The organism is Collinsella sp. AM18-10, from assembly GCF_003471585.1.
In the GTDB taxonomy this organism is placed as follows: Bacteria; Actinomycetota; Coriobacteriia; order Coriobacteriales; family Coriobacteriaceae; genus Collinsella.
Map to the genome: position 1 here is coordinate 1 of NZ_QRJO01000005.1, position 21,775 is coordinate 21,775.

At 58.5% G+C, this 21,775-nt stretch carries 19 protein-coding genes and 1 pseudogene; 11 read left to right on the forward strand and 9 right to left on the reverse strand.

The annotated features are described in order from the left end of the window. Positions 1–583: 583 nt before the first annotated feature. Together DW211_RS04805 and DW211_RS04810 are read right to left on the reverse strand one after the other, a co-directional pair. On the reverse strand, positions 584–829 hold the full coding sequence (locus DW211_RS04805; RefSeq protein WP_118094154.1) for a glutaredoxin: 246 nt from the start codon (positions 827–829) through the stop codon (positions 584–586). Between the two features lie 51 nt (positions 830–880). Next, a complete protein-coding gene (locus tag DW211_RS04810) occupies positions 881–1,708 on the reverse strand; it encodes a TipAS antibiotic-recognition domain-containing protein (protein ID WP_118259575.1) in 828 nt (275 codons plus the stop codon). Positions 1,709–1,848: 140 nt separating this feature from the next. On the opposite strand from DW211_RS04810, the gene DW211_RS04815 reads away from it, so the two are divergent. The 4 genes and pseudogenes from DW211_RS04815 to DW211_RS10380 all read left to right on the forward strand — a co-directional run bounded on the left by DW211_RS04815 (position 1,849) and on the right by DW211_RS10380 (position 7,113). Beyond that, the gene (locus DW211_RS04815) at positions 1,849–2,586 is read left to right on the forward strand and encodes a tRNA (N6-threonylcarbamoyladenosine(37)-N6)-methyltransferase TrmO (RefSeq protein ID WP_233540949.1); all 738 of its coding nucleotides are present in this window, start codon (positions 1,849–1,851) and stop codon (positions 2,584–2,586) included. Positions 2,587–2,698: 112 nt separating this feature from the next. Beyond that, positions 2,699–3,913: a MalY/PatB family protein gene (locus DW211_RS04820; RefSeq protein ID WP_118259578.1), complete on the forward strand. Its 1,215-nt coding sequence runs from the start codon at positions 2,699–2,701 to the stop codon at positions 3,911–3,913. 141 nt (positions 3,914–4,054) lie between these two features. Then, entirely contained in the window at positions 4,055–4,924 is an 870-nt protein-coding gene (locus DW211_RS04825; RefSeq protein ID WP_117635835.1) for an ABC transporter substrate-binding protein, read from the forward strand. A 263-nt stretch (positions 4,925–5,187) separates the two neighbouring features. After that, a pseudogene (locus tag DW211_RS10380) lies at positions 5,188–7,113 on the forward strand (ATP-binding protein). Positions 7,114–7,182: 69 nt separating this feature from the next. Here DW211_RS10380 and DW211_RS04840 read toward each other — a convergent pair. Together DW211_RS04840 and DW211_RS04845 are read right to left on the reverse strand one after the other, a co-directional pair. Next, the gene (locus tag DW211_RS04840; protein ID WP_118259584.1) at positions 7,183–7,662 is read right to left on the reverse strand and encodes a pyridoxamine 5'-phosphate oxidase family protein; all 480 of its coding nucleotides are present in this window, start codon (positions 7,660–7,662) and stop codon (positions 7,183–7,185) included. Positions 7,663–7,704: 42 nt separating this feature from the next. Beyond that, positions 7,705–10,509, reverse strand: coding sequence for a transporter substrate-binding domain-containing protein (locus DW211_RS04845; protein WP_158568494.1), 2,805 nt, complete (start codon positions 10,507–10,509; stop codon positions 7,705–7,707). Between the two features lie 197 nt (positions 10,510–10,706). On the opposite strand from DW211_RS04845, the gene DW211_RS04850 reads away from it, so the two are divergent. The 4 genes from DW211_RS04850 to DW211_RS04865 all read left to right on the forward strand — a co-directional run bounded on the left by DW211_RS04850 (position 10,707) and on the right by DW211_RS04865 (position 13,942). Beyond that, complete coding sequence (locus DW211_RS04850; protein ID WP_118259587.1) at positions 10,707–11,132, forward strand: potassium channel family protein; 426 nt, start codon at positions 10,707–10,709, stop codon at positions 11,130–11,132. A gap of 34 nt (positions 11,133–11,166) precedes the next feature. Then, positions 11,167–11,700, forward strand: a complete 534-nt coding sequence (locus DW211_RS04855; RefSeq protein WP_118259589.1) for a TIGR00730 family Rossman fold protein — start codon at positions 11,167–11,169, stop codon at positions 11,698–11,700. A gap of 125 nt (positions 11,701–11,825) precedes the next feature. Further along, positions 11,826–13,115 (forward strand): chloride channel protein, encoded by a 1,290-nt coding sequence (locus DW211_RS04860; RefSeq protein ID WP_118259591.1) that lies wholly within the window; start codon positions 11,826–11,828, stop codon positions 13,113–13,115. A gap of 35 nt (positions 13,116–13,150) precedes the next feature. Beyond that, positions 13,151–13,942 (forward strand): EFR1 family ferrodoxin, encoded by a 792-nt coding sequence (locus tag DW211_RS04865; RefSeq protein WP_118259592.1) that lies wholly within the window; start codon positions 13,151–13,153, stop codon positions 13,940–13,942. 15 nt (positions 13,943–13,957) lie between these two features. Here the strand turns inward: DW211_RS04865 and DW211_RS04870 are convergent, their stop codons facing one another. The 4 genes from DW211_RS04870 to DW211_RS04885 all read right to left on the reverse strand — a co-directional run bounded on the left by DW211_RS04870 (position 13,958) and on the right by DW211_RS04885 (position 17,264). After that, on the reverse strand, positions 13,958–14,833 hold the full coding sequence (locus DW211_RS04870) for an EamA family transporter (RefSeq protein ID WP_118259594.1): 876 nt from the start codon (positions 14,831–14,833) through the stop codon (positions 13,958–13,960). Positions 14,834–15,283: 450 nt separating this feature from the next. Continuing rightward, entirely contained in the window at positions 15,284–15,982 is a 699-nt protein-coding gene (locus DW211_RS04875; protein WP_118259595.1) for an ABC-2 transporter permease, read from the reverse strand. Beyond that, the gene (locus DW211_RS04880) at positions 15,979–16,860 is read right to left on the reverse strand and encodes an ABC transporter ATP-binding protein (protein ID WP_118259597.1); all 882 of its coding nucleotides are present in this window, start codon (positions 16,858–16,860) and stop codon (positions 15,979–15,981) included. Before DW211_RS04880 ends, DW211_RS04875 begins: the two co-directional genes overlap by 4 nt. 23 nt (positions 16,861–16,883) lie before the next feature. Beyond that, entirely contained in the window at positions 16,884–17,264 is a 381-nt protein-coding gene (locus DW211_RS04885) for a GntR family transcriptional regulator (protein ID WP_118259598.1), read from the reverse strand. Between the two features lie 552 nt (positions 17,265–17,816). On the opposite strand from DW211_RS04885, the gene DW211_RS04890 reads away from it, so the two are divergent. The 3 genes from DW211_RS04890 to DW211_RS04900 all read left to right on the forward strand — a co-directional run bounded on the left by DW211_RS04890 (position 17,817) and on the right by DW211_RS04900 (position 20,999). Next, entirely contained in the window at positions 17,817–19,430 is a 1,614-nt protein-coding gene (locus DW211_RS04890) for a peptide chain release factor 3 (protein ID WP_117563565.1), read from the forward strand. Positions 19,431–19,586: 156 nt separating this feature from the next. Then, positions 19,587–20,309, forward strand: a complete 723-nt coding sequence (locus DW211_RS04895) for a VUT family protein (protein ID WP_233539975.1) — start codon at positions 19,587–19,589, stop codon at positions 20,307–20,309. Between the two features lie 9 nt (positions 20,310–20,318). Then, positions 20,319–20,999, forward strand: coding sequence for an SDR family NAD(P)-dependent oxidoreductase (locus DW211_RS04900; RefSeq protein ID WP_118259600.1), 681 nt, complete (start codon positions 20,319–20,321; stop codon positions 20,997–20,999). A gap of 50 nt (positions 21,000–21,049) precedes the next feature. On the opposite strand, the gene DW211_RS04905 is transcribed toward DW211_RS04900, so the two are convergent. Continuing rightward, the gene (locus tag DW211_RS04905) at positions 21,050–21,775 is read right to left on the reverse strand and encodes a uracil-DNA glycosylase (protein WP_118259602.1); all 726 of its coding nucleotides are present in this window, start codon (positions 21,773–21,775) and stop codon (positions 21,050–21,052) included.

Sequence of the window (21,775 nt, forward strand, 5' to 3'; positions counted from 1 at the left end):
GCGGAGGCGGGGCATGCCCCGCCTCTTACACCACATCTCTGCGCGCTACCAAGAAGAGAGCATCTAAGTGCCGGAATTGCCATTTTGAGTCGTTCCTAACGACTATTCTGGAGGGCTGTGTGCAAAAAAGGGCAAATATGAGTACTGTTGCCATTATGGTTGCATTTATTTTGTTCAAAAATGAGGTCCCTGATGAGATTTAATACCATTAGGCGTCTCTTTTATTGAACATATGGGGAGAAATAACGCCGTCTGTGGGCGCTTGGGGCGTTGAATGATCCCTGAAATGATTAAAATTGCTGTTACTAAACAAGTAGCAGTACTCATATTTGCCATTTTTTGAACACGGCCCTCTAAGGAGCCCTTTCCAGAGACGTCAGATGGCCCCAAACAGCCATAATCCAAAGGCTGTATCAAACAACTAGTCATTTAAGAACGTCCCCAACGACTACCTGTGCCGGGGCCATGCAAAAAGCTGTACACCAGCATCCAAAGATGTCGAAAAACGTCGACTTTGGATGCTGGTGTACATGTTTGGATCGTATGGGCTTGGACGTCGGGGCGAGCCGACTGCAATTGCGTACTAGAGCAGGTTCTTCTGTATCCACGCGATGATGTCGCTCGATTCGTAGAGTGGTTTGCCGTCGATGAACAGGCAGGGAACCTGGCGTTTTCCGCCGATGGCGATGAGTGCCTGCTCGGCTTCGGTATCGGTCGAGATGTTGCGCTCGGGGATGGTCACGCCGTTATCGGCCAGGAAACGCTTGACCTTTATGCAATACGGGCAGCCGGTCATAACGTAGAGCGCGAGCTCGTGATCAGTAGCCATAGGTCTCCAATCGGTTGAGGTTTCGATTGAAATACCCAAAGCCGCCGCGGTCTATGCACGCGTCAACGACGACTCGATTGCCTGTACCAGAAACGCTGTGGCTCCGGTGCCGCAGGGGTTGTCGTAGTAGTCAACAAAGCGCTGGTCGGCAAGATAACCATTGGCGAGGCCCAGGTATGCTTCGTCCTGGGGCTCGTGTCCCCAGTTAAGGCCAATCCATCGGCGGTGCATTGCGACAAGCTTGCGGGCTTCGTTACTCTTTGGATCGCCGTCGCCCATGGCAATCGAGAGCTGGCCCAGAATAGCGCGTTCAAGTTCCTTCATGTCGTTCCATGTCTCGGGATCCATATCCAGCAGTGCTTCGTTTGCGGCGTCGATCGCCTCGTCGCCATAGCGCGCTCGCGCCTCGGCACCGTAGCGCTCCTCGTTTTCGTGCACGGAGCGCCAGCGCTCCAGTTGCGGCAGCACGGCGCCCATGAGCGAGACGGCTTCATCGAGCGACATGCCGGTGTTTTGTGCCAGACGCGGGGCACAATCCTCAATCATCGCCTCCATGGTGGTGTCATAGGTGTACTTGCCGTGGTCGTAGCACCACTTGCAGTAATGATCGGTCGTGGCGCCCGTGGCGTCGGTGCCGTAGTCGTCGGGCGTGAGTATCATGCCGCAGCTCTGGCAATAGTGCTCGGGCATTTCGAGCAGGTGGGACAGCGGTTCTCCGGTTACGGCGGCAATGAGCTTCATCATGTCGATGCCCGGGGTGACTTCGCCGCGCTCCCAGCGGCTGACGGCTTGGCGCGTGACATAGAGCTTGGCGGCAAGCTGCTCTTGGGTAAGGTTGTTGGCGCGACGGACGGCGATGAGTTTTTCTGCAAAGGCCATAACGGCTCCTTTCTGCTGCTTGTTGGCTTAAGCATACGCGGCGGCCGACGCCCTTCCAAGCAACCGTTGGTTGCAAAAGGGGCGGTCGCGGTGAGGGATTACGCGCATCGCGCATGCCCTCATGCCGTACAATGACCGGCATGAAACCTATTGCACACATACATACCGACCTGCCGCAAAAGTTCGGCATCCCGCGCAACAGCTTTTTGGCGCCCCATCTTGAGGGACGCATCGTCTTTGAGCCGGAATTTGCCTCCAGCGCGGCAGTTGAGGGTCTGGACTCCTTCTCTCACCTGTGGCTGCTCTGGCGCTTTGAAAACGGAACACCCGGCGGCGCGGCCGAAGACATCGCCGCCGATGCCAAGACACAGGATAGGTCCGGCACCAACGCCAAGTGGTCGAAGACCGTGCGTCCGCCGCGCTTGGGTGGAGCCGAGCGCGTGGGCGTATTTGCCACGCGCAGCCCGTTTCGACCTAATCCCATTGGGCTTACCTGCGTCAAACTCGATCATGTCGGGCTTACCGACGATGGCCCCATCATCCATGTGCTAGGGGCCGATCTGCGTGACGGCACGCCCATCTACGACATTAAGCCCTACATTCCGTTTGCGGACTGCCACTCGGATGCGACCGGCGGCTGGATTGAGGATGCGCCGTGGCAAGAGCTCGACGTTGACTTCCCGCAAGCGCTGCAGGAGATGGTCCCGCCCGCAAAGCTCCTCGGCTTGGTCGAGGCCCTTCGCCAGGACCCGCGCCGCGCGGGCAGCAAGCACGAGCCCAGCCGCGTCTACCATCTGGCTTACGCTGGGCTCGACATATCCTTTACGGTTGATGGAACCAGGTTGACGGTAATCGCCGTCAACGACGCGCGGGACTAGCCGGCCATTCGCCGGCGCCCGCCAAATTCAACGCCAAACCCCGTGCCAAAATCGCCCACGCTGGCGGACAATAACGCCTACCAAAACAATCCGCTTTGCACGGGAGTTCAGCATGAAATACGACTTTACTTCGCTTATCGACCGCCACGGCATGGATGCCATCGCCGTTGACTCCTGGGGCGAGATCCCCGGCATGGCTCCGAATGCTCCTGACGAGGGCTTCGACCGCATCCCCATGTGGGTGGCGGACATGAACTTTGCCACGGTGCCCACGGTCCAGGAGCACATCATTCAGCGCGCCCAGCATCCCATGTTTGGCTATTTCGATCCTCGCCCCGAGTACTTCGACCGCATCATCGAATGGCAGAGCCGCCGTAATGGCGTCGAAGGCCTGCTCCCGGAGCATATCGGCTACGAGAACGGCGTGCTGGGCGGCGTCGTGTCGACGCTGCGGGCGTATGTCCAGCCGGGCGATGCGGTGCTGGTCCACAGCCCGACCTACATCGGCTTTACCAAGTCCATCGAAGCCGCGTGCTATCGCATTGTCCACAGCCCGCTTAAGCTCGACGACCAGGGCGTGTGGCGCATGGACTTTGAGGACATGGAGCAAAAGCTCGCTCAAAACCACATCCATGCCGCGGTGTTCTGCTCGCCGCACAACCCTTGCGGCCGCGTATGGGAGCGCGACGAGATCGAGCGCGCCATGGACATCTATCGCCAGCACGATTGCGTGGTGATCTCGGACGAGATTTGGTCCGATATCATCCTGCCGGGTCACAAGCATATCCCGACGCAGTCGGTGAGCGAGGATGCCCGCATGCGCACGGTCGCCCTCTATGCGCCGAGCAAGACGTTTAACCTGGCTGGCCTGGTCGGAAGCTACCACATCATCTATAACGAGACGCTGCGCGACCGCGTGTGCGCCGTGTCCAATAAGACCCACTACAACGAGATGAATGTCCTTTCGATGCACGCGCTTATCGGCGCCTACCAGCCGCAGGGCTACGAGTGGCTCGATGAGCTCAACGAGGTCATCGAGGGCAACATTGACTACTTCTGCGATTACGTGGACGAGCATTTTGAGGGCGTGTCCTATTCGCGCCCGCAGGGCACCTATATGGTGTTCCTGGACTGCACGGAGTGGTGCCGCGTGCATGGGCGCGATATTCAGTGGCTACTCGACGAGGGCGCGCGTGTGGGCGTGGGCTATCAGGACGGCCGTCCATTCCATGGACCTTGCCACATTCGCGTGAATCTGGCGCTGCCGCTTTCGCGTGTAAGGGAGGCGTGCGACCGCTTGGACCGCTACGTTTTTAATGCACGGTAAGTGAGCGCTGCATGCGGGGCTGTCTGCCAGATTGGCTGGAAGGCCCCGTATGGTAAAGCATCTGTAACCATTGAGCGCAAGCGCGGTTTTGTCTGCTATTATTCAGCTCTTGAGTCTGTAAACAGGATCGTCTGGAGCTCGATGAAAAGACCTCGTCGCTCGGCCGCCATATCATTGTTTGTTGCGCTTGCAGTGGTGGGCGCCTTTGTCGTGGCGATAGCTGGCTGTTCCGGGTTGAATGATGGGGCCGCGGCGTCTGCATCAGAAGGCGCAGCCGCCTCGCAGGTCAAAGACGACAACCTTAAGACGCTCAACGTTGGCAGCGACCTCTATCCACCGTTTGTGTATAGCAACGAGTACGGCGATATTGTTGGCCTGGATGTCGATATTTTGACCGAGGCTTTGGGCCGCATTGGCTACAAGCCAAAGTACCAGCTGATCGACTGGGAAAAGAAGAAAGAGCTGCTGGCGAGCGGCGAGCTCGATTGCGTCATGGGCAGCTTTAGTATGACGGGCCGCGAAGGCGAGTATCGCTGGGCGGGGCCGTACCTTGCGAGCCGACAGGTGGTTGCTGTCGATCCCGAAAGCGATATCTACACGCTTGCCGATCTTGAGGGTAGGGTCGTGGCGGTCCAGTCCACCACCAAGCCCGAATCGATTCTGCTCAATCACACCAATGAAAACGTTCCGCAGATTAAGGAGCTCTACAGCTTTTCGGACCGCTCGTACCTGAACCCGGCGCTTGTCGAGGGCCTAGTCGACGCCATCGCCGCGCATGAGTCCTCGCTGCTCACCTACGAAAAAGACTATGGCGTGACGTATCGCATTTTGTCTGAGCCGCTGCTAGAGGTTGGTTTGGGCACCGCTTTCGATATCAACGACACACGCGGCATCGACGTTAAGCTCACCCATGCCTACCAAGAAATGCTTGCCGATGGCACCATGGAGCGCCTGGTGTCAAAGTATTTTGATGACCCTTCGCCCTTTTTGAATGTGGAGGGCCTGTCATGATTGATGCACCCGACCACACCACAGAGAAGCGGGGCGACCGTTCGGCCCTGGCATGGCTCCTTGCCGCCCTGTTGGGGATAGCACTCTCGGCTGCTGCCGGCATGACGAGCTACGGTTACACGACGGCCCAAGCCGAGCAGCGCTTTTCCGACGTTGTCGATTACGTGGCGACGCAGAGCCTTTCCTACGATGCGTTCAACAGCGCCTATGCGACCAAAAACCTGATTCGCGTTATGGAGATCGCCGGAGAGGCGGCGCGCGATATGGAGCGCGACGGCTCGGTGGATAACGCTACGTTGGAGCAATATGCTGACCAGTTTAATGTGACAGCGCTGATCGTAACGGATGCATCGGGCAACTTGGTGTCCGAGTCCTCGAAGGATGACGTGGGCTACGAGTCGCTCGCTGCGAATCTCAAAGAGGCGCCTGTGCTGGAGGTGGCAGCCCATCCGCTTAAGTCCTATACCGCTCGCATTACGCTTGCGGACGATTCGGTCGCAGACATTGGCTGCGTGGCCCGGCCGGACGGTGAGGGCATCGTTGTCGCGGTGAGGCACCAGAGCGCCAAGGCGGTCGCGAGCAATACGCTCAAGTTGCAGAGCTTGCTCGATGGTTATGAGACCATCGATAGCGGCAATATCGTGATCGAAAACGACGGTAAGGTCGTTGCGACCAACGCTGTTGAGCCCGCCGTGTCAGGCGTGTTCGATTTGCCTGCGACGGATGCCATCGTTGTCAACGGCATTAAGGAGCGTTGCCTGGCTGGTAAGGTCAGATTGGTTAACGACAGCGGTGAGTGGTATCTGGGCACATTTGGTAAAGCGCGCGATTTTTACGTGTACACCTATGCTCCCGCGCAGCGTTACTTTGAGGTTGTTGCCGCTGTTGTTGCCAGTGTGTTGGCACTCTACGGCGGTGTTATAGCCACTGTTGTGTTGGTGCGCCGCCGCGCCGAGAGCCAACGCTTTGCCGACCTGTTGCTGCAGGAGCGCGACTATGGCGACAAACTGGCAAAAGCGGCGCGCGAAGCTTCGTCTGCCAACTCTGCAAAGACGGAGTTCCTGCGTCGCATGAGTCACGACCTGCGCACGCCCATCAACGGCATTCGCGGTATGGTCGAGGTGGGCAATGCCAACGCGGACGACTTGCAAAAGCAGACCGAGTGCCGCTCAAAGATCTGGACGGCGTCGGGACTGTTGCTCGACCTTGCGAACGAGGCACTCGATATGAGCCGCTTGGAGAGCGGGCAGGTCGACCTGAATCTCGTGCCTACAGATATGGTGGCCCTCAACCGTGAGGTGTGCGATATTCTGGAGCGCCAAGCCGAGGAGCGCCTGGTGACAATTATCTGCGACCAACGGACTCTTGATCATCCCTATGCCCGGGTGAGCGTGACGCACCTCAAGCGCCTGTTGCTCAATATTGCCGGTAATGCCGTCAAGTACAACCGCCAGGGCGGCTATGTTCGCCTGACATGCCGCGAGGTGGAGCCGGTGGACGGTGTCCCCGTCTATGAATACACGATCGCCGATAACGGCATTGGCATGAGCGAGGAGTTTCAACAGCACCTCTACGAGCCGTTCAGCCGCGAGGAATAGCAGGTGGAAGGCGCTTCATCGGGAACTGGCCTGGGCGCGTCTATTGCCAAACAGTTGGTCGAGCTTATGGGCGGAACCATGAGCTTTACGAGCGCCTTGGGGCGGGGGACGACGTTTACCATTTGCCTGCCGTTTGAGAAGTGCAAGAGTTCCGAGATTCCCCAGGCAGTTCGCGTGGATGCAGGCGACAGCGACGTGATCCAGGGCCTGCGTGTTTTGCTCGTAGAGGATAACGACCTGAATGCCGAGATCGCACAGTTTACGCTCGACCGCGCCGGTGCCGTCGTGACACATGTTAAAGATGGCGAGTCTGCCGTCGAGACGTTTGCCGCGAGCGCGCCGCACGAGTACGACGTGGTATTGATGGACATCATGATGCCCGGCATCGATGGCCTTGAGGCCACGCGTCAGATTCGAGCGCTCGATCGCGAGGACGCCGCGACCACGCCGATTATCGCCGTGAGCGCCAATGCCTTTGCCGACGACCGTAGGCTTTCGCGCGAGGCGGGCATGAACGCGCATCTGAGCAAACCCGTGAGTTCTCAGGATCTCGTTGAGGCGCTTGCGCACATAGCCGCCGACGCTTCATAAACAAATAGCTCGGTTCCAATACTGGTTGGAACCGAGCCATTTTGCTATTTGCAGGACCTGTTTTTGGGCTTACTTTTCATGGATCTGCTTGCCGCAAAGATGTTCAATCGAGATCTCGTAGAGCTGGACACCCTTGATGTCTTTGGCGATCTCCTCCTCGACTTCTTCGGCAGAGGGGTAGTACTTAAGCGCGAGCTGGCGGATTTTGCCCTCGATAAACGAAGGTGTCTCATCTACCAGGCGGCAACGGCCAAAGACCACGGTGCTCATAACGTAGGGAGCCCAGTCGTCGTCCTTGTACCGCTCGTTGCCGTACACGGTAAAGCAGACTTTGTCGTCACGCTTGAGTGAATCGACCTTGTGGCCAGCCTTGGCACCGTGGAAATAAATCTTGTCGTGCTCGGTGTCAAAGAAGTAGTTGACGGGAATGGCATACGGGTAGCCATCATCGCCGTTGACGGCAAAGACTCCGCGCTTGCAGGTGGCGAGCAACTCGCGCGCCGCCTCATCGGAAATCGCACGTTTCTTTCGACGCAAGGGCCTAAACATCGTTGGCTTCCTTTCTAACGGTGCAGGGTGGTTGAGCACAAACTATAGCGAAACAGTTCCGTTTTTCTTGATGCAAGCGAGCATGTTTTTGAGCTCGTTAAAGTCGAGCGGTTTGGGCAGATGGGCATTCATGCCGGCATCGTGTGCCGCCTTGGCGTCCTCGGCAAAGGCGTTGGCGGTGAGCGCGATGATGGGGATGTCGGCTGCATCGGCCTTCTCACTCAGGCGAATCGCGCGGGTTGCCTCGTAGCCATCCATGCCTGGCATCATGATATCCATCAGGATCGCATCGAAGCTGCCGGCGGGATGCGACAGGTACAGATCGACGACCTCGTTGCCGTTGGCGGCGCGGGTGACCACGACGCCCTCGGATTCTAGCAGCGTCTGGGCAATCTCGGCATTCAATTCGTTGTCTTCGGCGAGCAGCACGTTCATGTCGGCGAGCGAGCAGTCGGGCGCACTCTCAACCGTATTCGCCCGCGCCTGGGGATTCTCGTCGATATCGAGCGGAATCTCCACGTAGAACGAGGTGCCCACATGGAGCTCACTGGTGACTTCGATGGTGCCGCCCATCAGTTCAATAAGCGACTTGACGATTGGCATGCCCATGCCGGTTCCTTGGAACTTGCTGCGCGCATCGTCACCTTCTTGGGCAAACGGCTCATAGATATGCTTTAAAAACTTGGGAGTCATGCCAATGCCGGTATCCGAAACGCTAAAGCAAAAGAGCGCGCGCCCGTTATCGAGTGGCTTGGTCTTTGAACTAAAGGTGACGGAGCCGCCGTGCTTGTTGTACTTAATGCTGTTGTCTAACAGGTTGATCATGATCTGTCGGATATGGGTGGGACTGCCGATCATGTATGGCCCCGTGGCGTACGGCAGGCTATTGTCCTGCATGGTGATGCCGTTACTGGACGCGCGGAGCTTGCACAGAACCAGCGTATTGTCACAGAGCTCTTTGAGGTTAAAAGGCGCATGCTCCAGTGTTAGCTTGCGGTCTTCGATTTTGCCCATCTCGAGGATGTCGTTGATCAGCGAGAGCAGGTGATTGGCGGCAACGCGCGCCTTGGCACGGCTCTCGCGGGCGACCTTGATATCGCCTTCCTTCAATTCCTCAATCTCGATAAGGCCCAGGATACCGTTGAGCGGCGTACGGATGTCGTGGCTCATGCGCGTGAGGAATGCCGTCTTAGCGGCGTTGGCAGCGTCGGCTTTTTTGCGCTCGGTTCGAGCGCGCACGAGCGCCCAGATGAGCAGGACGGTGCAGACCGACAACATACCGATGAGGGTAGCGGCAATGGCGGTGCGGTTGCGAAAAAGGAATTGAAGCGTGTCTGATTCCTGGGTCGTGTACGACGTGGAGGAGTAATTGCTTGCGGAGAGCGATTCTCCGGCATTGATGATGCCCTTGTTGATGATTCCCAGCAGCTCGGGCTTTCCGCGCGAAATCCAGCACGAGAGCTCACAGGTGTCAGGGAGCTCGACCGTCTCGTAGTCCTTGAGATCATGACGGTCGCCGATGGTTTTTATGCGTGAGCTGGGAGCGACGATGCAGTGCGCCGTTCCCTTCCTGAGGGCGTCGAACGCTTCATCGTCGGATTGGTATTCGGTCACGGTCGCTGTGGGGAACAGACTTTCAAGTGCATTTTTGTTGACAAACGATGATTTGGTACAGGCGATGTTCTGAAGGTCTTTGTTCAGGTCGCTGCCGGTGTGGATGGCGGTGAGGGATATGGTCCCCAACGATACCGACTGCACAACGCCTGATTGCTCGGCAAACCAGTAATCTCGGTATACCGGCAGCACAACGTCTATGCTTCCCTTTGACAGGGCCTTTGACATCATCTTGTAGCTATCAAAGGCGACGGTTTTGACCGTAATGCCAAATTTATCGTGCAACGTCGTCGCAAGCGATGCGAGCGAGCCTTCCATTTCGCCGTTTTCGTCTTCGTTGCAGTAGGGGAGTCTGCCCGTAATGTAGCCGAGCGTGATGGTGTTGTCATTTGTTTTGAGCCAGGAGCGCTCGGGGCCGTTGAGCGATGATGAACCGCTGTTTTGGGCCGAGTAGTTAGATTTGACTTCGTCGATATAGCGTGGGTTGACGCGGGCGATTGCCGACATGGCGGCATTGATGTCGTCCATCAGGTCGGGGCGGCTTTTGGGGACGGCAAAATAGTAGTCGCTCGAACCAATGTAGAACATGGGGGAGGCGCTGGGCGACGAGGTCGTGTCGTTCATGATGATGGCATCGACCTCGTTGTTTGCGAGCGCGTCAAAGAGGGCGCCGCCAGTGTTGATTTCTTTATAGGTGCAGGTAATGCCTTCGTTGGCGAGCCACTGTTGGCCAACGAAGGTTTGCATAACGCCGGGGTTGCAGCCGATGGTAAGGCCTTGGAGCGCTTGGGGGTCACCCTTGGCCAGATCGTCGCGATCGGGCTTGGCGTAGATGAAGTAGCGCTCGGTGCCCTCGGGGTTCGAGGAAAAGAGCAGCTTTTGGGCACGTTCCTCGGAGTAGGAGATGTTGGGCATGAGGTCGATCTCGCCCGCCTCGAGCATGTCCAAAAGCTCGGTGAAGGTGCCGGAGACGTATTCGTACCGCCAGCCGGGCGTGTAGTACGACAGGGTCTGGAGGTACTCGTAACCCCATCCAGAGAGACGCTCGCCGGGGGTGCCGTCCTGGAAGCCCTCGTTGTTGACGAGCCAGCCGACGCGGACCGTCTTGACCTGCTGATCGGAGTCGGCGGCAAAGACAGGGGCGGGCGCGACGGCGCTCAGTACGGCGAGCGCGGTAAGCGCGGCGGCCAGGGTGCGACATATAACTGAACGAAGGACAGTGGCAGCTCTCACATGCAATCCTAACGAATCGAGACATTACCGCATAAGGATACCAGCTCAGCCTGCCCAGCCGGCAGCGGCACCGCTAAACGGTTCCGCCCGGCAGTTGGGGACAGTCCCTTTCTGCCGGCACAAAAGGAACGTCCCTAACTGACGGTTGTGGGACAATACCGAGCGAACGCGATTGGTTGTCCGTGGAAGGGGTCGCGATGAAAAAGCTCAGGACGCTTGCCGACGTGTTGCGCCAGGCGGGCTTTGTGCGCATTACGGAGCTGTTCCTCGTCTTCTATCTGCTGTGCTCGACGGCCGTCTGGCTGTCCGAGCCCACGACCCTCACGTTTGGCGATGGCCTGTGGTTTAGCTTTGAGACGGTCTCGACCATCGGCTTTGGTGACATTCCGGCCGAAACGCCGGTTGCCCGCGCCATTACCGTCGTCTTGAGCGTCATCAGCATCTTCTACATCGCCATGCTCACGGGCGTGGCGGTGAACTACTGCAATACGCTTATCAAGATGCGTCAAAAGGACACCATGGCGCGCTTTATGGATGATCTGGAGCATTTGGAAGAGCTCGATCGCGACGAGCTCGCCGATCTTTCGCGTCGCGTGCGCGAGTATCGTCGACGTCAGCGCTAAGACGAACGTCGTGCGCCACAACAGGGAGACAAATATGAACATCACCGTGTACCTGGGTGCCAACACTGGCAATGACCCGGCGTTTCTGCCCGCGGTGCAGGAGCTGGGCAACTGGATTGGCGCCAATGGACACGCGCTGGTATACGGCGGGTCCAAATCGGGCCTGATGGGCGCGCTCGCCGAGAGCGTGCTCGATGCTGGCGGACACGTGACGGGTGTGGAGCCGAGCTTTTTTATCGAGGCCGAGTTTCAACATGACGGTATCGACGACCTCATCGTGACGAGCGATATGGCGGAGCGCAAGGCCAAGATGATTGAGCTCGGCGATGCGTTCATCGCCTTTCCCGGTGGGACGGGCACGCTCGAGGAGATTGCCGAGGTCATGTCCGCGGTGTCATTGGGGCACCTGAGCGCTCCGTGCATCCTGTATAACCTGGGCGGTTACTACAACGACCTCAAGGCGCTGCTCGGGCACATGATCGATAAGGGTTTATCGAGCCCGCAGCGCCAGCAAGGCATTTACTTTGCCGACGATTTGCGCGAGATTGCCTCGATTATCAACGGATAAGTCTTAAGCCTGTCCCGCTATGACTCCCAATGGTGCCGTTTGCGGCGCAGACGGTTGGCTCGTTCGGGCAACGCTCGCTCTACAATAAAACATAACTATGTCGACTTTGACCGCGGGAGGACCCGATGGATAACCTTGCCAAACCCACAAACCGCGCGCTGTTTTTAGTTAGCGTTGCCGTGACCGGTGCGTTCGCAGGTGCCGCGGTCTGGCTGTTCTTTTTTGCGATGGAGCACGGTATCGACTATCTATGGACCGAGATTCCGTACGCGCTGGGCGTCGCTTCGCCCGAGCTTGCCAGCGGCCCGTTTGGCTTTTTGCCGTACCCGTTTTTTGTCTGCCTGCTGGGCGGCCTGTTAATCGGTCTGTACGAAAAGATGACAGGCACCATGACCGATGACCTCAATCAGGTCATGGCCAAGGTTAAGCAAGACGGATGCTACCCGTACGACAACTTGGGCAAGCTTTCGCTCGCGGCATTGCTGCCGCTGCTGTTTGGCGGAAGTATTGGACCGGAGGCCGGCCTGACCGGCGTTATCGCGGGCCTGTGCAGCTGGGTCGGCGACCGCATGCGTCGCTTTGGCGCCGAGTTTAGGGAGCTCACGCTGCTGGGCACCCAGGCTGCCCTGACGGCGCTCTTTACCGCGCCCGTCTTTGGCTTTGTGGCACCGCTTGCCGGTAGCGCCGACGGCGACGAGGACCCCGCATCCGACGAGATCACGATCAAGCTTCCCAAGGCGCAAAAGACCGTGGTCTACGGCATTGCGATTGCCGGCGGTCTGGGCACCTACCTGCTGCTTGGCCAGCTTGTGGGCGGCGGCATGGGCATGCCCAGGTTCGAGTCCGCCGAGGTGGGCAACCTGGAGCTTGCCTGGCTCATTCCGCTGGCGTTGGTCGGTACCGTATGCGGCTGGCTGTACTTTGTCTCTGAGCATGCAAGCGAGGTACTGTCCCATGCCATAGGGGAGCGCCCTGTTGTCAAGGCCATGCTGGCCGGTCTGGCGCTCGCCATCTGCGGCACGGTCCTGCCCTACACCATGTTTGCCGGCGAGACCCAGGCCGACGTGCTCATGGAAACCTATCTGACCATTCCCGCTGGCGTGCTTATCGCGACCGGTCTTGTTAAGGCCATGCTGACGCCCGCCCTCATCAACCTTGGTTGGCGCGGCGGCCACTTCTTCCCGGTTATCTTCTCGGGCGTAAGCCTGGGCTATGGCCTTGCCATCCTCACCGGCGCAGATCCGGTCTTTTGCGTCGCCGTCTGCACGGCATCGACGATGGGTGCGGTCATGCGTCAGCCGGTCATGGTCGTGGGCCTGCTGCTTATGTGCTTTCCACTCAAGGGTATCGTCTGCATGATCATCGCGGCCGTCATCGCCGCCGGCATTCCACTGCCCAAGCCGCTGCGCAAGTAGCGCGGTTTTTCACGAGTCAATTCCAGGGGTACGAGATGATCCTGTACTTTAGCGCGACAGGGAACAGCGAGCATGTGGCGCGTCGCATTGCAGCGGCGACAAGCGACAAAGTTATGTCGATTGAGCGCTTTGATGCCGAGATCCTTCACCTTGCTGTGATGGAAGGCCCCTGTCGGCTGGGGTTTGTCGCCCCGGTATACGCCTGGGGCTTGCCGACGCCAATGATCGAGTTTTTGAAGACTGTCGACCTATCGGTTGCTGCCGGCACAAAGGGCGGCGAGCGCCCCTATACGTTCTATGTCTCGACATATGGTTCGACGACCGGGCAATCGGCCAAGTTCGCCCGCGATCTGCTACACGAGCGTGGGCTCGAGTTAGATGCGGCGATGAGCGTCAAGATGCCCGATACCTGGACGCCTGTTTTCGACCTGTCTGACCCTCAAAAGGTTGAGGGTATCAATAGAGCTGCCGAGGCGCAGATTGATGCCGTGATCGAGGCGGTGCGGGCGCGCCGCACGGGCAACATGATGCGCCATCGCGTGCCTCTGTTTGCATCGTGCGCGTATCACGCAATTGGGCTGCCGCGCATGCAACAGACGAGCAAGTTTGCCGTCGATGCCGATCGCTGCATCGGCTGCGGCCTGTGTGCCAAGCGCTGCCCCATGGCGGCGATTGAGATGCGCGACGGCCTTCCCGTCTGGACAAAGCCGGAGTGCGCAGCCTGCCTTCGTTGCCTGCACTGTTGTCCCAAATTTGCCATCTCGCACGGTAAGCGCACGGCATCCCACGGTCAGTACAGGCATCCCAAGCCAGGTGTGAGGATGTAGCGGCTGCTGGCCGCGCTACTTCCAAACTGCGAGCGCGGCGGTGCCCAGTACGATGAGGGCGAGACCGATGACGCTGCGTCGTGAGAGTTTTTCGTTGAATGTCAGGCGCGCAAATAGTACTGATACGACAATCGATAGTTTGTCGATCTGCACCACGACGCTCACCTGGCCTGTGGCGATGGCGTAGTAATAGAGCAGCCACGATGCTCCGGTCGCGATGCCCGATGTTGCGAGAAATGTGAGTTCGCGCCGGTCAGCGTGCGCGACCTGATCCAGTTTTCCCTTGGCTGCCACGATTGCCCATGCCATAACCAGTACCACGCAGGTACGGATTGCCGTGGCCAGGTTGGACTCGACGCCTTCGATGCCAACCTTGGCAAGGATGGACGTGAGCGCCGCGAACACGGCGGCGCCGAGGGCGTAAGCGAGCCAGGTCCGGTCTTGCTGCCGCTCGGGTCCGGCAGACTGCTTCTTCTCGATCATTAAAAACGTGCCGAGGGTGATGACAGCGGTTCCCACGAGCTTAACCGCAAGGTTGCTCGTCTCGCCAAAAAGCACGATGGCAATCAGTGCAGCGAGTACGGTGCTCATCTTGTCGACCGGTACGACCTTATTGACGTCTCCGATGCCCAACGCCTTAAAGTAACAGATCCACGAAGCGCCGGTAGCGAGTCCCGAGAGGACGAGAAAGAGCCAAGATCTGGGTTCGATGCTGCCGATGGCTCCAATGGATCCAGAAATGCCCGCCATTGCCCAGGCGAAAACGAGCACCACGCAGGTGCGAATGGCCGTCGCGACATCGGAGTCGGTCTGCTTGATGCCGCATTTGGCCAGGACAGATGTGACGCCGGCAAAGAAAGCCGACACAAATGCTGCTGCGACCCATGACACGGGTGAAATGCCTCCCCAAAGAACAACCGCGCCAGATTTACGGCGCTCGTCCGATGATACCGTCCCGGCATGAAGCTTTGATATCGCTGTGGTGAGACAGGGGCCATAGTTCGAGAGGACATTTGGTTAAGGCTCGAATCGAAGGTGAATGGTTTTCCGCGAAGTGAACGAGTAAATCTGGACCCCTGGAACATGCACACTTTTTTCGAACAAAACTGCAGGATTCTTAGACAAAAACCGCAGGAATTGAGTCCTTAAAAATGTCGATGCTACAGGGCACTGATTTTACTCGTTCACTTCGCGGAAAAGTATTCACCTTCGATATGCTGACGGTGTCTTTTTGGTTGCCAAGAACTAGACGGCCTGCTGTGAGGGGCGGTGGTGACGCTATGCCGCCTTGTTTCATTGAAAAAATAAGCGGGGTACCACCTAAGCTTTTTTAGCTGTCGATTACAGATCGCGTACTCGATAAACCTTGGTGCTGACAGCGCAGCTGATTGCACATAGTGCGAGCGCCAGTACTGCAATTCCTGCACACAGACAGCCGAGGACGGCGGGATCGGGATTCGCTCCGGCAATCGACATGAGCCAGTTGCTGATGGGGTTGGAGGAGCTCAGCGTGGCCATGGCAAGGCATCCGAGCATGGCAAACAGGCCAACGGATAGGCGCAGCGCCTCCATGTGTCCAAATCGAAAGAACAGTGGCTGCGCCAAAAACACCATCATGAGGGAGATGAGCATCGATGCTGCCGAGGCGATTGCGATTTCAAAGACCGTCTGTCCTGTCGAAGGAATGCCCGCGCTGTTGAAGAGCGGGATGGCGACGACACTCAAAAGCGTAGCTGCACATGCCATGACGGCGGAGAAGACAATAACGCTCAGGTAGCGTGCGCAGATGATGTCTTTGCGCGAGAAGGGCAGCGTTGCCCGGTAGCGCTCCCAACCGTTTTGATTGTCGAAACCGGCCAGTGAGTTCATGACCATGATGGGCGACATGGCGCTGACGGCGCAGGCGCCGGCGCTCATGCCGGAATCGCCATCCGACGCGTTGGCAAGGGTTAGCACGACGAAGATGAACAGGCCGACGCCCGCGATGCTCGGGATGAGCGTGCGAACGATGGCGAGCTCGGACATAAAGGCGCGTTTCATTTCGAAGCCCCTTTCAGCATGAGGCGCAGATAGTCATCAATGGTTGCCCGATCGCAGGGAATCTCGGGGAAGGCCTCGAGTGTTTCGCGACGGTTGGGCACGAGCACGTCTACGCTATAGGCGTGGTGGACGGCACGGGCGCCTTCGACGCAAGCCATAAGCTCGGCGGCCTGTGCTTGGGTGCAGTTGGCGATGCCGGCGCGGTCGGTCATGTCCTCGCGCGGCAGGTCAAAAATAATCGAGCCATTATCGATGCAGATGACGCGATCAGCGGTGCGATCGAGGTCGGACGTAATGTGGCTCGAGAGTAACACGCTGTGCTGGCCGTCGGCGACAAAGGCAAGCAGCTCGTCGAGCAGTTCCTCGCGTGCCATGGGATCGAAGCCCGCGGTGGCTTCGTCCAAAACGAGCAGCTTGGCATTGTGGCTGAGTGCACAGGCAAGCTGCAGCTTCATGCCCATGCCGCGGGAGAGGTCCTTGACCTTTGTCTTGGGATCGAGGCCAAATCGGTTGATGAATCCGGCGAACGTTTCGCGGTCCCACGTGGGGTACGCCGGGCCTACGAGCGACTCGATCTGGCCCACCTTGAGCGTGGAGGGGAAGGGGCACGTGTCCAGGACAAGACCGACGCGGGAGCGTAGATGGCGCTGCGTTTCATCGGGCGCGTCGGCGCCACAGCGCTGCCCAAACAGGTGCACTTCGCCGGCATCGAGCTTTACAAGCCCGAGAGCAGCTCGAATCGTCGTTGTTTTGCCGGCACCGTTGGCACCAACAAAGCCGACAATCTGGCCAGGCTCCACGGCAAGCGTGACATCACGCAGCGAAAAACGGTCGCTCACACGGCGCGATGCACCTTTAAGTTCTAGCAAGTTTTTCATGGTATAGCCTTTCTTGCAGATGGCTACTGCATGGTTTCGGGGGCTACCAGGTCGAGCATCTCGTGCAGCTTGTCGCGCGTGACGCCCAGGGTTTCGGCTTGGCTCGCCGCTTTCGCAAGCAACTCTTCGATATGGCAGAGCTGACTTTCGCGCAAGAGTTCTTGGTTGCCCTCGGCGACAAAGCAGCCTTTGCCTTGCACGGTGCAGATAAACCCAAGCTGCTCCAGGTCGGCGTAGGCGCGTTTGGTGGTGATGACGCTCACGCCAAGATCGCTCGCGAGTGCACGGATGCTGGGGAGTTTGGCTCCCGCGGTGAGTGTGCCCGAAAGGATCTGAGCTTTAACCTGCGAAGATATCTGCTCATAGATGGGCTTATCGCTCGAGTTGGATAGGATGATGTCCACAGCGGCTCCTTAGCTGATGGGCTACACGTGTATATAACCGGTAAGCACAGTATATATACACTATGCACGGTTACGCAAGAGGTAAATAGGGATTGTCCGCTCGTTCGTTCATCTCAATCTGTAACAACTGGAACCGATTTGGACGGCTACCTGTTACAGATTGAGATTTTGCTGGCGGGCCCCACCTGGTTGTTTCAATCTGTAACAACTGGAGAAGATTTTGGCTGCTAGATGTTATAGATCGAGACATTGGCCACCCGTCTATCCTTATATCTCAATCTGTAACAGATGGACCCGTTTTGAGTGGCTAGATGTTACAGATCGAGATCTTTCTGGGACGTCCACCTGTTTGTCTAAATCTGTAACAGGTAGAGGTTCAAAAACCGTCTAGATGTTACAGATCGAGACGAACTGCTGCGGAGTGCCGCCATCGACTGCTACCCTAGGCCCCAACTGATGAATTTGTCCTGATAGGCGCCCTAGAGCGGGATTTCGCGGCTACAATAGTGCGGTTACATCGACGTAATGCACTCAATGCAAGAAAGGATCCGCATGGCAAGCCTGTCGGATGAAATCTCGTCGCGCCGCACATTCGCGATCATCAGCCACCCGGACGCCGGTAAGACCACGCTTACCGAGAAGCTGCTGCTCTATACCGGCAGCATCCAGACTGCCGGTTCGGTCAAGGGCAAGAGCTCGGCCAAGCACGCCGTCTCGGACTGGATGGACATCGAGAAGGAGCGCGGCATTTCCGTTACCTCCTCGGTGCTGCAGTTCACCTATAATGGCGCCTGCGTCAACATCCTCGATACCCCCGGCCACCAGGACTTCTCGGAGGATACCTACCGTACCCTTATGGCCGCCGACGCCGCAGTCATGGTCATCGACGGCGCTAAGGGCGTCGAGGCCCAGACCAAAAAGCTCTTTAAGGTCTGTACGCTGCGCCATATTCCCATCTTTACCTTTGTGAACAAGCTCGACCACGAGGCTCGCGATCCGTTTGAGCTCATGGAAGAGATCGAGAATGTTCTGGGGATCAATACGTATCCCATGAACTGGCCGATCGGCAGCGGCCGCAACTTCCGCGGCGTGTTCGATCGCCAGACCCGTCGCGTTATCGCCTTTGAGGGCGACGGTCATGCCAACGCCACCAAGAAGGTCGCCGAGGTCGAGGCCGAGCTGGGCGATCCGGCCATGGACGAGCTTATTGGCGAGGAGAACCACAAGAACCTGATGGACGACATCGAGCTGCTCGATGGCGCCGGCGACGAGCTCGACCTGGATGCCGTGGCCTGCGGCAAGCTGAGCCCGGCGTTCTTTGGCTCGGCGCTCACCAACTTTGGCGTGGAGCCCTTCCTTAAAGAGTTCCTGCGTCTGGCCCCGACGCCGCGCGCCTATACCGATACACTCACCAGCGAGCCGGTCGCGCCCGCCGAGAACGACTTTAGCGGCTTTGTCTTTAAGATCCAGGCCAACATGGACAAGAACCACCGCGACCGCATTGCCTTTGTGCGCATTTGCTCGGGCAAGTTCGAGCGCGGCATGGATGCCTTCCATATGCAGGGCAACCGCAAGCTCAAGCTGGCCACGGGCACCTCGATGATGGCCGACGACCGCGCCATTGTGGACGAGGCGTACGCCGGCGATATCGTGGGTCTGTTCGACCCCGGCATCTTTAGCATCGGCGACACCGTGTGCTCCGGCAAGCGCCACGTGCAGTATCCGCAGATCCCGACGTTTGCCCCCGAGATGTTCGCCCGCATTACGCAGGTCGACACGCTCAAGCGCAAGCAGTTTGTGAAAGGCATGGAGGAGCTTGCCCAGGAGGGCGCCATCCAGATCTTCCGCGAGCTCGGCGCCGGCATGGAGAGCGTCATTGTGGGCGTGGTCGGCGTGCTGCAGTTTGAGGTGCTCGAGCGCCGCCTGAAGGCCGAGTACCGTGTTGAGGTTCGTCGCCAGCCGCTGCCCTATACGGACATCCGCTGGATCCAGAATGACCCCGACACCATCGATATCCCGGGCCTTTCGCTCACGCGCGACACCCTGCGCGTCGAGGACATGCGCGGCGGTAAGCTGCTGCTGTTCACGAGCCCGTGGAACGTGGACTGGGCAACCGACCACAACCCCGACCTTATCCTGTCGGAGTTTGGCAACGTAGCCTTTTAACGCATCGGCGCGGTGGCCCTGCGGGGCTACCGCGCCGGTTGCTTGCCTGCTGCCGTGTGAGCGGCTATCATACCCACCGTTGCCTCAAGACCGTGGCGGCCGAGCAGTTCGGGTCCGATATCCTGCTCGTTAAACCTAAAACCAAAGGAGTACATAATGATCAAGAAGGTCATGGAGGACTACAAGGTCCTGTTGCGGAGCATTCCCGCGGCAACGGTTTCGCTGTTTTTCGTGAGCGTTATCATGATGAACCTGCTGGCCAACAAAGAGCTTATCAGCCTGCCGTATCTGGCACTCGATTGCGGCTTTGTGGTGAGCTGGGTTTCGTTTTTGTGCCAGGACATGATCTGCAAGCGCTTTGGCGCCAAGGCATCCATCAAAATCTCTATCCTCGCGCTGCTGGTCAACCTGGCCGTGAGCCTGTGCTTTTGGGCATGCTCGCTCACGCCCGGCATGTGGGGCGCCTACTACGACACGGGCATGATCGAGGTCAACAGCGCCCTTAACGCCACCATTGGCGGCACCTGGTACGTGGTGCTGGGCTCTTCGCTGGCAATGCTCGTTTCTGCCGTGGTTAACTCCACGCTCAACCAGTCGCTCGGCCGTATGCTCAAAAAGAATAACTTTGCGAGCTTCGCCTTCCGCTCCTATGTGTCCACGGGTGTTGGCCAGTTTGTCGACAACCTGGTCTTTGCCATTGTGGTGAGCCACACGTTCTTTGGTTGGACCTGGGTGCAGGTTCTTATGTGCTCGCTGACCGGCGCTGTTGCCGAGCTGCTGTGCGAGGTCTTCCTGAGCCCCGTGGGCTACAAGGTCGTGCGCGGCTGGGAGCGCGAGAATGTGGGTGCCGAGTACCTCGAGCGTCACGCAACCGCCTAAGGAGCAAGCATGCGGGTTTTGATCACGGGCGCTTCGGGCGGTATCGGAGCCGCGTGCGTGCAGCGCTTTTTGGACGAGGGCCACGAGGTCGTGGGCTTTGATCTGCTGCCGGCGGCGATCGAACACGAGCGCTACCGCCATCTGATCGTTGATGTCCGCGAGCCGGACTCGTTTCCAGTTGACCTTGAACCCCAGGTAATCGTGAACGTTGCCGGTACGCAGGATTCGGCCGACGACATTGCCGCCAACCTGCGTGGCACCATCAACGTGACTGAGCGCTACGCCTTTGTGGGGGAGGGGCTTGCCGCCAAGCCGGCGCCGGCTATCAAATCCGTGGTCAATGTGGGGTCGGCGAGCGGGCATACGGGATCGGAGTTTCCCGCCTATGCCGCCAGCAAGGGCGGCGTTATCGCCTACACCAAGAATCTTGCAAACCGCCTGGCACCGCAGGCCATCGCCAACAGTGTGGACCCGGGCGGCGTTATCACGCCGCTCAACCGTTGCGTGATGGAAGACGAATACCTGTGGAACCAGATTATGGAGCTCACGCCGCTTAAACGCTGGGCCACCGCCCAAGAGATCGCCGAGTGGATCTACTTTGTGGGCGTGACCAACCGTTTTATGACCGGGCAGAGCCTGCTGATCGATGGCGGCGAGGCCGGCCGCACACAATTTATTTGGCCCGAATAGGAAACGCGCCCGATGGAAAGCCGTCGGGCGCGTTTTTGATGTATCGGTTTTTAGCCGAGGCAAGTCCAGTTGACGGGGGTCGAGCCGTGCTGTTCGAGTAGCCGATTGGCTGCCGAGAAGGGGCGCGACCCCATAAAAGCGGGGAGTTCTGCCGTGGCGCGGTTGGCCGAAAGCGGCGAGGGATGCGTAGAGGCAAGGCAGAACTTGCCGCTTGCCTTGCCCGCGCCGGTCGTGGCGAGCTTTCCTTCGACCATCTGCTGGGCAAAGCGACCCCATGCCAAAAAGACTACCGGTTGGGGCAGCTGGCAGCAGCGTTCGATAATATAGTCGGTGAGCGTGCTCCAGCCCAGCTTGGCGTGCGAATTGGCGGCATGCTCGCGCACGGTGAGCGTGGTGTTAAGGAGCAGGACGCCCTGTTGTGCCCATGGGGTTAGGTCTCCCGTGGCGGGAATGGGGCAGTCAAGATCGGCTTTGAGTTCCTTATAGATGTTGCGCAGACTCGGCGGCAACTTGGTTTGCGTCGCGGGGACCGAGAACGATAACCCCATGGCCTGGTTGGGTCCGTGATAGGGATCTTGACCCAAAATGACAACCTTGACCTGGTTGGCCGGCGTATAGGCGAGGGCATTGAGGATGTCGTCTTGTGCCGGGTAGATAGTTTGCTCGGCACGTAAAAGGGCGATGCGCTCGAGCAGCTGGTTCGTCGTGTCACGTACCGGCTGCGGCGCATCGCCCAACCAAGTTGCTATGTTGCGGTCGCGAGTTGCGGTGTCCAT